Origin of the sequence: Pseudomonas kilonensis (genome assembly GCF_001269885.1) — a bacterium.
GTDB lineage: Bacteria > Pseudomonadota > Gammaproteobacteria > Pseudomonadales > Pseudomonadaceae > Aquipseudomonas > Aquipseudomonas kilonensis.
Genome location: NZ_LHVH01000017.1, coordinates 100,211 through 112,756 on the forward strand (window position 1 = coordinate 100,211; position 12,546 = coordinate 112,756).

General features: G+C 58.3%; 7 protein-coding genes. All 7 read right to left on the minus strand.

The window, feature by feature from the left end; all coding sequences use genetic code 11:
- Positions 1-32 precede the first annotated feature (32 nt).
- A complete protein-coding gene (locus tag AD662_RS07060; RefSeq protein ID WP_053186263.1) occupies positions 33-4,634 on the minus strand; it encodes a dermonecrotic toxin domain-containing protein in 4,602 nt (1,533 codons plus the stop codon).
- Between the two features lie 139 nt (positions 4,635-4,773).
- Positions 4,774-5,874 carry a polyamine ABC transporter substrate-binding protein gene (locus AD662_RS07065; RefSeq protein WP_053186266.1) on the minus strand — a complete coding sequence of 367 codons (1,101 nt, stop codon included), beginning with the start codon at positions 5,872-5,874 and terminating at the stop codon, positions 4,774-4,776.
- A gap of 11 nt (positions 5,875-5,885) precedes the next feature.
- Positions 5,886-6,917 carry a histone deacetylase family protein gene (locus AD662_RS07070; protein ID WP_053186269.1) on the minus strand — a complete coding sequence of 344 codons (1,032 nt, stop codon included), beginning with the start codon at positions 6,915-6,917 and terminating at the stop codon, positions 5,886-5,888.
- A gap of 778 nt (positions 6,918-7,695) precedes the next feature.
- Entirely contained in the window at positions 7,696-8,322 is a 627-nt protein-coding gene (locus tag AD662_RS07075) for a hypothetical protein (protein WP_235862380.1), read from the minus strand.
- Between the two features lie 284 nt (positions 8,323-8,606).
- On the minus strand, positions 8,607-8,966 hold the full coding sequence (locus AD662_RS07080) for a DUF6124 family protein (RefSeq protein WP_053186272.1): 360 nt from the start codon (positions 8,964-8,966) through the stop codon (positions 8,607-8,609).
- A gap of 592 nt (positions 8,967-9,558) precedes the next feature.
- Positions 9,559-11,739, minus strand: a complete 2,181-nt coding sequence (locus tag AD662_RS07085) for a lipase family protein (RefSeq protein ID WP_053186275.1) — start codon at positions 11,737-11,739, stop codon at positions 9,559-9,561.
- A gap of 12 nt (positions 11,740-11,751) precedes the next feature.
- A complete protein-coding gene (locus AD662_RS07090; protein ID WP_235862379.1) occupies positions 11,752-12,546 on the minus strand; it encodes a hypothetical protein in 795 nt (264 codons plus the stop codon).

Genomic DNA, 12,546 nt, shown 5'->3' on the forward strand with positions numbered 1-12,546 from the left:
GCGCCGCCGGGGCATCGGCGGCGGCCCCGGCCTTATGGCCGCTCCTTTGGAAAGAACACCTGCTGGGCCTGGTCCACGGCAATTTCGCTGCGGTAATGATTGATCAACTGACGCTGGCTAAAGCCCTTTGTAGAGACCTCGGCCACGCCCAGCAGCACCTGCTCCACTGTTTTCAGGCGTGCCGCAAGGAACGTACGGGCAGGCACCCAGTTCGTGGAGTAGAGGAAGTCGGCGAACCAGAGGGTCTTGCCGGTCTTCTTGTCCTTGATTTCATACCTGTCGAGGTAACCATGTGTGCGGCCCTTGATGCGTTGGCGGTTGATCCGTTTGGTGATGGAAATACGGTTACGGTCTTTCAGCCAGATCACGCCGCTCATGGTCGGAGGGCTCTGCTTGATGATGTTCAGTACGGTTTCGAATTCCTGTTCATAGAGCGACTTCGATTCTCTTTTGAGGCGCAATCGCAAGGCTTCGGTCGAGCGCTGCTGCGCCTCTGATATTTCAATCGTTTCGTTGGTGGCAACGCCTTGTGCCTGGTCGAGTGCCTTCCTGATCGCGATGCCGACCTTCTCCATCCTGCTGGCGTGGGCATTGAGGATCATTGCCACACCGGCCGGTGTCCGGCCTGGCTTTTCCACGTCTTGTTCAATTTGCGCCTTGAACGCAGTCAGCCCGTCGATCAGGGCTTGGCCTTTGCGAACGCTCGTGTCCAGTGAAGGGACTGCCAGGGGAGGCGGGTCGGACATCACGTGGGGCGCCCATTCGCCGGTTTCCTTGCGGTGGAACGAGGCGATGATTTCATCCGAGAACGGATTCTTCACATCGACCCAATCCGTTTCCTCGTGCAGCTGCGATAAGCGAGGCTCGCCACTGATGACGCCCCAGAAGCGGGCCCTGATGAATTTTTTCCTGGGCCGTGGACGTGGCTCATGAGCGCGGCCTGATCTTCGCCGGTTGCTTCGCTCATCGAGGGCTTGGGCCAACTGGCGCAACGCTCGTCTTCTACAATCGCCTATCTGCCGGGTCAGGCGAGTGAGTTGTGCAGGGCTGGCGCTGTCCTGGTATTCGCTACCCATGTAGTCGAGATGTTCTTCGATGGCGGCGAACTGTTCCGTCAGGCTGCCCAGTGCATCGATTTGTTCATCCAGCCGGATCATGCTTCGCTCATCCACGGCGTCGCGCAGGCTTTGGAAGGCCACCGTCGCGTTGTCGACAATCCGGTTAATTTCCACCCAGCCTTCAGGCATCGTCTCGACGCTTTCAAGAGACAGGCAGAGGTGGCGGTACATATCCAGCTGGATAAGTCGCAGATCGTCACTGTTGTAGGTCGGCATCTTTCCACGGTACTGGCGGACAAACTCAAAGCCTTCGCGTCCCAACTCCTTGAGCCTGGAAAAACGGGTCTCCATGTAGTCCAGGCGCTCGATCATGTCGTGACCGGCGTTGATCATGGTATTGGCCGCATCGATGTGTTGTTGCTCCAGCACCTTGACCTCGGACGTGATCATGCCCATGGCATCGGTAATGGCAGGCGTAAAGCGCTCTCGCAATACATCCATTTCCGCAAAGGTGAAATTCACTTGCGCGTTCAGGTAACCAAGGCTGACGCGAGGGTAATCGGGGCGTGACTGGAAGACCGGCCATTCAATCAACGTCTTCAGCGCTTTTTCGTAGTTTTTTCGCTGGGCTTCCAGGGTCGTCAGGTACTCCACACGCTTGGTTTCCCGGGCCGCGCCGGACGCCTGGTTCATTTCCTGCGCGTCCATGGTCAGCAACGTCTGGTTCGCCGGTTTCTGTTCTTCAAACTGGTTGAGTTCGGCCAGCAGCTCCACGCTGCGGCGTCGTGCCTCGGCGACGACCTTCTGCCGAGCACCTTTTGAGCCGCCGCCGCGCAAGCGCAAGCGGGTATCGATCTGCCACTGGCCGTGCGCATCATGGATCAGCGGAGGGCCGGTGCGGGCCCCATCAATGATGCAGGCCTGGTCGCCCTCTACGGTGACCTCGAACCATTTTCCCGTCATTTTCGCGTACCACTTCCCCTCTTTCTCATAGAGACCCTTGAGCACGCCTTCGGTCCTGGGTTGTCCAGGGGAATCGGGGGCCGCGATGCTGAAGCTATCGAGCAGATTGGCGCGCTTGCTCGACCTGCCGATCAACGCACCACTGGTATGAACGACCTCGTAGTGCTCTTGCGGCAGCTCTGGCTTGGTGAGCGGCGCGAGCGTTTCGATCGTGAGCTTGGGTTTGGGCACTGGCGGGATTTGTGGCGGGGCAATCTCCGGGGCTTCTGTCGGACGGCTACCTTTGCTCGCCCTGGTGCCGTCAATCACGTAATGGATGATCCCCAAGGAGACGTTCAACAACACATCGACAAAGAGCGCCCACTTGTCCTGGCTATTGGTTTCTTCGTCACTCTGCGTCAGCTGTTCAAGGTCGTCCAGGATCTGCCAGAGCCAGGTCGCGGTGGCCACCGTGGTGCCGAGGTAGGGCAGCGCCAGATTGAAAATCAGCCAGCCGGCCTGCTTGAAAGACTCCCAACGGCTTTCGCGATTGGAGACCGACTGATGATCGGCGAGTGTGACCAAGGCATTGGCGTTGGCCCGGAACAACAGTGGCAGGAAGTCGGCACCCAGGGTCTCGTCACTAAGATTGACAGGACCGTTATTGGACAAGGACTCCAGTGGGGATGCCGCGAACTCCACGATGGTCCAGGGCGAGGGCAGGGCGCCTGGAAAGACATCGCGGCCGTAGGTTTCTCGTACCCCATCGGGCAGCCACGCCAGTACCGATTGGCGCAAGGGTGCGTTTTGCCTGATGGTGTACAGCAAGTTGCTGAACGACGGGAACTGCCACAGCTGCGGTTCAAGCAACGGGCGATACAGCAGGCAAGGACCGGCACTTGGCGTCTGCGGGCCGATCACGAACATGTTGGCAACGATGTCCTCCGAAAGCCCCAACTGCAGCTCGGGCACGAAGGCCAGTTTGCGCAGGACGATGGTTTGCCCGTCTACCTTGCGGTCGTCTTCCTGGGGCTCCATCAGCGCCGCGACATAACGACAACCGCGCTCATCGATATTGCCCCACCCACGGAGTTTGCCTTCCAGCGCAAGCATGGGCAGCTGTATGCGCAACTGTGAGGTGTACAGGTTTTCGCGGCGGGTCGACTCCGCCGGGTCATCGAGCAGTTTGCGCTTGATCAGGTCGGGATAAACGCGACCGATATCGACTTGGGTGATGAGCTTCTCGACGTAGTCCACCGTCAACCACGCGGGCAACACGGTCGCGTCGAGGGACCTCACCGTCTTGCTGCCCGTGGGCAGGGCAATCAGGTTTTGCAACGCCAGATCGACGAGGTTGAACTGGGTGGTATCCAACTTGAAGGGCACAACGAAGGAGCCCCAGACAACCGGGCTTTTTATCTCGATCTCGATTTTTTCCGGGTCCAGCGTCGAAGCGTCGTCGTGGTCGGATTGCATCTGCGTTTTCAGCGCCTGCGACGCATACGTTTTGATGGGGGGAATGTCGTCCAGGTAGGTTTTGCCGGCGTGGGAGCTGCTCAGCGCCGAAAGATTCTTCATGTATTGGGCGAACAGGATCTGGTCGGAGATCGATGCTGTCTGCAGCCACTCGGGCAACTGTTTTTGAAACCAGCTTTCGCCAGGTCCTATGTCCATTCCGCTGGGGGCCGATGGTTCGTCGTCAGCAAAGGTCGGATTTAAGTTGATGTTGGGGATGCCAAGGACCTTGACCTGCACGGTGATGATCGCGCAGGCCTTGCTGTCGAAAATATTGCCGTTGGGCTCATAGAGCTGCCAGCGAATTGTCGTCGGATGGACCAGGATGCCCAGATGCTCTGAAAGGGCTTGTCCCAACGCCTGCCGTGAAGCGAACTTTTCATAACCGTTGAGCAACGAGTGCGCCAGGATGACCTCCTTGTTGTCAATCTGGCCAATCAGCACCACCAGCGAGTTTTCATTCACGCGGTTGACCTCGTCGCCGTCGACCTTCTCGATGTCGACCAGATACGCGTGGCTGTCATAGCTGTCCTTACGGTCCTGTGGATCGGGGTACAGGAACAGTTGCCGGGCCATGTCGCATTCAGCCGCCGTCCAGCCCTCGATCTGCTTGACGTCCCAGAGCATGCGCAGCGTGTGGGAGAGTTCATGCCAGCGTGGGCCGTAATTGCCGAACGGCGTGTTCCAGTACGCCAGTTGTTGCTCCTGGCTGGCCGGCAACATGGCCGGTAGCAGCTCGTTGATCAAACGGCCGATCTGGTCGATGCGCACCGGCAAATGCACCTCGGGCACGGTGATCGGCAATTGGGTCAGGAAGTGCAGCCCTTCAATCAACAACGTGGGTTTGCTCTGGTCCACCCGCGAGGCGAGCAAATCGCTGAGCGATTCATAACGGGTGGGGAGCGCTACGATCTCACCGCCGACGATGTCCCAGGCTGGTTCGCCGATGACGGTGGTATGCGGGTCTAGATCCAGTGAGGGGTACAGCTTCTTGAGCGCGTCCCGCAGGAGTATGGCCGCCACTTCCGGGTAGGTGGGGCCAGCGAGCAACTGGTTGAGCAGCGTGCTCCTGATACTCGCGTTGAATGCCGGGTCGGTGCCGGTAGGGTCTGATGTCATCTGAGTTGTCCCTGTCTCGAGATGGATGAAAACCCCGAAGCCGAATGCTTCGGGGTTTTCATGCTAGAGAGGCAAGGGACGGGGCAGGTGGTAACTATGTATACGCTGGTGGGAGCAAAGCTTGCTCCCACCATGGCCTTCATTGGCCGGATTTGATCCGGGTCCAGGCCCGCGTGCGTGCGCGCTCGGCGTCCCGGGGCAAGGGTTGCAGGGTGTAGAGCGTGGTCATGGCCGCAGCGGTCGGGTACAGGTTGGGGTTGCCACGGATCGCCGGGTCGACCATTTCGGTGGCGTCCTTGTTCGGGTTCGGGTAGCCGACAAAATCACTCACCGGCGCGATCACCTGCGGTTGCAGCAAGTAGTTGATGAAGGTGTAGGCGTCGTCCGGGTTTTTCGCGCCTTTGGGGATGGCGAGCATGTCGAACCAGATCGGCGCGCCTTCCTTGGGCAGGCGCATGTCCACGGTCACGCCGTTCTTGGCTTCCTTGGCGCGGTTGGCCGCCTGGGAGAAGCTGCCGGAATAGCCCACCGCCACGCAGATCTCACCGTTGGCGATGTCGGCCATGTACTTGGACGAGTGGAAGTAAGTGATGTACGGGCGCACCTTCATCATCAGCGCCTCAGCCTTGGCGTAGTCCGCCGGCTTCTTGCTGTTGGGGTCCAGGCCCAGGTGCTGCAAGGCCAGGGGCAGGATCTCCGACGGCGAATCGAGCAGCGCCACGCCGCACTGCTTGAGCTTGCTGATGTTCTCTTCCTTGAAGATCAGGTCCCAACTGTCCACCGGCGCGCTATCACCCAGGGCGGCCTTGACCTTGTCCGGGTTGAAGCCGATCAGGATGGTGCCGTACATGTAGGGCACGGCGAACTTGTTGCCCGGGTCGTTGGCTTCGATCAGCTTCATCAGCTTGGGGTCGAGGTGGTTCCAGTTCGGCAGCTTGCTGCGGTCCAGGGGCTGGAACACCCCGGCTTCGATCTGCTTGGCCAGGAACACGTTGGACGGCACCACCACGTCATAGCCGGAGTTGCCTGTCAGCAGCTTGGCCTCCAGGGCCTCGTTGGTGTCGAAGATGTCGTAGACCAGCTTGACCTGGCTGTTCTGCGCCTTGAAATCCTCCAGGGCCTTGGGCGTGATGTAGTCGAACCAGTTGTAGACGCGCAAGGTGCGCTCCTCGGCCTGCACAGCGCCGCAAAGCAGCGCGGCGCACACGGCTGGAGCCATTAAACGCTTGAGTCTGTTCATGCTGTGATTCCTCATGGGGCGCTTTGGAAACCTTCAAGAACGTTCACGGCATTGATGCCGATTTCTGCCACCGCGTAGCCGCCTTCCATCACGAACAATGTTGGCTTGCCGAGCGCCGCGATGCGCTTGCCCATCGCCAGGTAATCCGGGCTGTCGAGCTTGAATTGCGAGATGGGGTCGTCCTTGAAAGTGTCCACGCCCAGGGACACGACAATGACATCGGCGTCGTAACCGCGGATTTGCCCGCAGGCCTGCTCCAGCGCCGCGCTCCAGGTGTCCCAGCCTGAGCCGGCCGGCAAAGGGTAGTTGAAGTTGAAGCCCTCGCCGTCGCCCTCGCCACGCTCGTCGGCATAACCCAGGAAAAACGGAAATTCCGCCTCCGGATGGCCGTGGATCGAGGCGAATAACACGTCGCTGCGCTCATAGAAAATCGATTGGGTGCCGTTGCCGTGGTGGTAATCCACATCCAGGATCGCGACCTTCTTATGACCCTGGTCGAGAAAGGCCTGGGCGGCGATGGCCGCGTTGTTGAGGTAGCAATAACCGCCCATCAAATCGCCAGCGGCGTGGTGCCCCGGTGGGCGGCATAACGCAAAGGCACTGCGCGCCCCACGCTGGATATCCGCCTGGGCGGTGAGGGCGACTTGCGCGGCGCTGTAGGCCGCCTGCCAAGTGCCGGCGGTAATCGGCGCGCCCGCGTCGAAACTGTAATAACCCAGTTGGCCATGCAGGCTGGTGGGGATGACCGTGCGAAAGGTCCGCGCCGGCCAGGTGAAGGGCAACAAATCGCCCTCGCGGTTGTACTTGGCCCAGCGGTCCCAGGCGCCTTTGAAAAACTCCAGGTACGCCGCGCTGTGGATGCGCTGGATCGGCCCCAAGCCAAAATCCTGCGGCGCCTCCACCGGCCCCAGCCCCTGCGTCTTGACCCGCTCCAACACGTGATCGGCCCGGGATGGCATCTCGAAGCAGGGCATCAATTGTCCGTCCATCAACTCGCAGCGGCCGTGGTGCAGGTGGTGATCGTCTGAGTAGATCGTCAGCATTTTTTTGTTCTCCGCAAGGCTGGTCGGTTTGAACACAGTCTTGCGGCGGGAGGCGTTTCAGAGAACGGCAGGAGAGGCCAAAAGGGGATCGAAATGGCCAATAAGTTTGACCGTAAATCGCCCCTTGTTGGCGCGGGTGTGCGCGGGGTTGGGGCATAAGGGCGGCTTAGATGGCGACGCGATGATTTTGTGGCGAGGGAGTCCCCGCCACGTCTTCGACGCTGCGCTGTCGCGCAAGGAACTAGAGCGACGTCCACGAGATATCTGTTCCAGAAGCGGAACGCGGAGCGTCCCTGGCGACATTCCCACGCAGGAGCGTGGGAACGATCGAAAACTTTGACCGTAAATCGCCCCCTTGTTGGCGCGGGTTTGCGCTGGTTCGGGGCGTTGGGAACCAGGGCTATCTGAGGCCATATAATGACGGGGTAGCGAAGTGCTGAAGCGAGCCTTCCAGCTTGAAAGCCAGCTTCGTTTTTTTGTTGCCAGCCGCTAAATAAAAAAGCGGCCGATGGGCCGCCTAATGCTTACTTTGTGGGGGTTACGCGCTGGCAGATAGCTTGACCAAGCGCGAGCCTGCGAGTGCACCATCAGGCTCATCGGAGGACCCACGACGGATGCGGTCGAGTATCCGCAAATCCATTGAGCTTGTGACACGAGCTTTGCGCAAGCCGCGTACGTACAAGCAGTCAAAGTTGTCCTGCCCTTTATGTTTGCCGGCCTTCCCGCGTTGGGTTGCTTTCAATTTGCTCATTTTTCGATCACCTCTGAAATGATGCTATTACTCATCAAGAGTCAACACAAGGGCACCGTTTACCATCTGAAATTCATTTTCGACGTATATAGGGACTGCACCGGGTAACGGGCTATCTATTTCAATGAGTTCCGCACCAATGATCTTGCAGTACTGAGTAACGGCAAGCACGCAAAGCTGGATGACTCTTCTCTTCAACGGGTGTGAACCACTCTCCCGCTTGGGATGGCCTTCCAGTAGTTTGATCCGTACAACGGTGCGTTTGCCGCTGGGTGTGGCGAAGCATAGACCGCACAGTAGATTCCCGTACCACAGCGCAAGGTCAAGATGTCGGGCATCGCTTTTGATGACCTCTGGAGAGTCATGCCAGGGGAAGCCATGGTCTGATTCCCATAGATTAAATTGTTCGAGCGCATCAGCATCGATGTTGCCGAAGCGCACCAGTGCAAAATCAACACCAGACGCTCGTTCAGGATCTGCTGGTTCTTGTGCTAGCAACGTCAATAGCTCGTTGGAAGCTGTACGGGCCGCACAGGCATAAGCCCGCCATTCCTCATATTTGCGCCGTATAACTTTCCCCACTTCCAAATCCTTGATATCAACTTTTTTCGCACCCCCCTCTAGAAGAATGTGATGCTTAAAGTGTTTCAGCAATTACTGACGGGATTGGCCGCCAAGCCGTTCGCTGATGTCAGCGACGAGGAGACGATAGGGGTTGAATGTATGGCCCACAAGTCGGCGGGTTCCGGTGTAGTTGTAGGCAAAGGCGCAAGGATGCGTGGCTTGGCGGAAGGGCTGAGCAATCCGTCAGACGCGCCTTACAACCCGTGGCGAGGGAGCTTGCTCCCGCTGGGCTGCGAAGCGGCCCTAAAATCTTGCGGTCGCTGCGCCGCCGAGCGGGAGCAAGCTCCCTCGCCACGGGGTTGTTGGTGCTGCGGTTAGCGCGGGTCGACGTTATCCAGCACTCGGTTCGCCAGCAATGAACTCATCTCGATCAGTTGCTGGATGCCGAGGGCGATGTGGCGGCGGGGGCCTTCCAGATCGAAAGCCAGGTTGCTGATCATCGCGTCGGCGGATGCCAGGTTTTCGCTGAGGTTGGCGAGCAGGCATTCGTTGTCGGCGTTTTTTGCGACGGTGAAGAGCTGGCCCGGTTTGGACGTATCCTCGGACTTTTCCGGTTTCGGATGCAGGTAATAATCCAAGGCGCGCCTTTCTGCTTCGTCTTGTTTCTTCGTTTTGGATTGGGTGGACGCAGAGGTGCGATCTGCTTCGGGGGGATTCGGTGTTGGCTTGAACATGTGCTGATACTCCATGGTTAAGCCGCAACCTCTTCCCTACTAAAAGAAGGGTGGCGGCTGTACGCAGGTTAGTAGACCGGGGAGATCAGCATTGCCGGCGCGCCGAAGCGCCCTGCGCACAGCCACCATCAAGGACAGGTTAGCAACCTGCTTGGATGGAGAGCTCGTGCATCTTACTGACACAACCTCGGGCTACTAAACCCGACCACTGATGGGCAGTGGCAGGGAAACGATAGAACCCATGGGCAAGGCGCACAAGCGGGCGGATTCTGGCGTAGTTGTAGGCAATGGCGCAAGGATTCGTAGCTTGGCGGAAGCGTTGCGCAGGGTGAATAAACAAGCCTCTGAATAGTCCTGGAATTCATGGCCAGAGCCTGCCCCGGTCGGCTCTGTAGGCGCTGGCGAAGCCTGCGATCTTTCGCTTGAGACTCAAGTGCTTGGGAAAAGATCGCAGCCTCGCTTCGCTCGACAGCTCCTACAGGCGCAACTCAGGAATGAGCGCCCACCACCACCCCCTGTGGGAGCGAGCTTGCTCGCGATGACGGCAGCACGGTACATACCTGACCTGAAGGCGTGGAGAACGGCGCGTCGATCAGATGATGGAATCAAGATCCAGCGTGTAGGGCTTACCAATGGCATACCCATGAGCACCACGGATCAACTCACTATCGTCATCCATGGCCGGCGCCATCGCCAGTTGCTCAGCCACCCTGTTCTCCGGGTGTGCCTGCCAACGGGCCAGGTTGTGTGCCAGTTGCTCGGGTTGTTCCGCCAAGCTTCCGTAAACGTCTTTTTCACTAACCGACGCGGTGCGCAGCGTGGCCAGGCGCGCACGTGTGTTGTGCATCTTGTCGACCTCACGGATGAGCGCAATGTTGATGGAGCTTTCGCTACGCCCATTGGGCGCGCCCCGTCCCGCCAGGTAGCGCTCTTCATCGCGCAACTGTTGGGTAATCCGTGTCAGCGCATTGTCGATCCATTCATATTCGCGTTTTGTCGCCAGCGTGCTTCCGTCGATCTGCGCTTCCTGCCAGCGCCGCAAAGTCGCCCAGCAAGCGGGAATGTAGCTGGGGACCATGAAGTGATCACCGGTCTGGATGAGTTGGGCCAGCAATGCCGGACGGTTCGGCAAGCCATATTTATGCTCAAGGGCCACCTCGCAGGCGGCGTGTTGGGTGATGGTGTCGCACTGGGGCATCCACAGGATCGAAGACCGCTCCTTGCGATCGAACTCCACCGGCAGGAAGTGCCGCAAGATGCCGTGGTGTTCGTAGGGCTCGCCCGTCAAGTTAGTGATGCCCGCCACGAACACGGAAAGACCGACCGGTACGTTGGCGAACGTAAGGGCCAGCCCTGAGCCATAAACACCGCTCTTGGTATTCATCCAACTGCCGGGGACGCTGGGTATCGGGTCGTTGTGGTTGACCATTCGGTAGTGCACCAGGGCTTCGGCGTTTTTTGTGAAGGTGGCGTCGGCGGCGCGGGGGGCGCCGTAGGTGTAGAGCTGGAGGGTGTAGTCGAAGCCCGCTCTGCGCCGCAGTATCTCCGAGAGCAACAATGCCACGGCTCCCCCCAGGCTGTGACCGCAAATCAGCAATTTTTGCCCCGCATGAAACCTGTCCAGATAACTCGTCACGAAGGCCGCTGTTTTTCTGGCGGCGTCATAGAACCCTCGATGCACCCGGCCGACACCTTCTTCAAACGGCACCTGAAGCGCATCGGCGTCGCGCAGGAAGTCGGCGGATTGCTGGGTGCCACGTACTGCGATCAGGACCAGCTCGTCATTGTGGGTGATGTAGGCTTGGGTATCAGTGCCTTCTTGCTTGTCGGTATCGTCGAGAAAATGGACTTTGGCGGGATGTTCCTGATGTACACCCAATTCCGGATCGTTGACCGCGTAGAGGGCTGGATCGAACGGTACGATCTCCAAGCGTTTGGAGTAGGGCACGTCTTCATACAGCGGGTAGTAGGGTTTTGTCTGCTCCGGATAGAACTCCCCGAGCTCTTCGAACTTGGCCAATGCATCCGCGAACCAGTTGCCCACGCTTGGTTGCTCGGTGAAGTTCAGCGGTGTTTTTATTGGAGCCTTGTCAGGTGTCTGGCCGAAGGGGCAATAGGTCAAGGTCGACATGAGCGCCAATTGATACAAGTTGAGCGCACAGAATTCGGGGGCGGTGGACAGCATAGGCCGCAAGGCGCGCAACGGGCGAACTTCCAGCACTGTGTGTTTTTGCGGCATCAGGGCAACACCGAGTTTGCCATGTTCGCCCATCAACCGTGCCGGCCCAGCCGGGAGTGGGTAATGGCGGTATACCTCGGGCGGCAAATGCGCGACGTGCTTGACCAGGTGCCGTACTTCCACCTGGAAGAAATCGCCTGCGCAGGCTTGTGCGGGATTTTCCCGGGTGCGTGTGGCGTTTGGGTTCAGGTAGCGGGTTTGCTCGGCGCGGACTTGTAGTTCGGTGATTTGGAGGGGGTAGCTATCTCTACGTTGAAGTTCTACATAGAGCTTTTCCTGTTCTTGATAGTTTTGCTCAAAGGCAAGGGCAACTGGTCCGGAATAGTGGTTCGTGACCTTGCCAATACCCATGGCATCCAGATTGCCAAGGTATTTTTGCCCTTCTGAATCGGTAGCGGTATAAGCCAGCCCTGCATAAGGTTCACCAGAACCAAGCTCATCGACGAGTTGAAAGCTGGTCCAATTTCCGCCCTTGGGGCACGTCAGAATGCGACTGCTCAGCCGCGACTCCATACCGTTTTTCAATAACGCCATGTGTCGATCTCCTTATTCCGTACAACCTGGATAAATGGTGCATTGCCGGCCATCTGGCATTTGAAAACTGCTGAAGTCTTTGTAATTGCCAAAGCAAAATGCGTATTGATCTTCAAAGTTGTCGCCCATGCAGCGTTTCCAGCCGTTAGGCACCTTCACCCAGGTATCTCCCATATAGGGTCTCTCCTCGCGAGCCAACTTGATCTTCATCCTCACGGTTTTACCCGGTAGCTGATCGAGGGTGTACGCCGAGAAAGGACGCCCACGTCCAAGCTCGCCCTGTGGGTTGGTTTTTTTGCAGTCGAGGATTTTTACGATGCGCCGTTTGGACCCAGCAGTACGGAACAACCACTGGCATTGGCCGTAGAAAGTACTTTCACCCGCTTCGCTGAACGTGCCTTTGTATTGCGCTTCCAGCTCATCACGAATCACGACGTTGGCTGAATCTTGACTGATATCCCCCCAATCCTTGCCATAGGCGGAGTTGATTTCGAGCTCAATGCGGCTGATTACCAGTGGGCAACCCATACGGGTTCGGCGAATAACGATTTCGGAGTCGGGTTTGTATGCCTTACGCCACTCCCTATTGAACTCCGGCGCCTTGTTATACCGGGTCTCGACGGTGCAGGTTTCGCCTGGGGCGGGTACGTAGTACACCGCAGCCTGGTAGGCAAAGTCTGGTGGCAGATCAGCGGCAAAAATAAAAGTATTAACTTGTTTGTTGGTGCAACCAACGATTAACGCGATGGAGCAACCCAAGCCTGCGTTACGCAACAGCGCATGTATTTTTGAGTAGGGCGTAGTCAC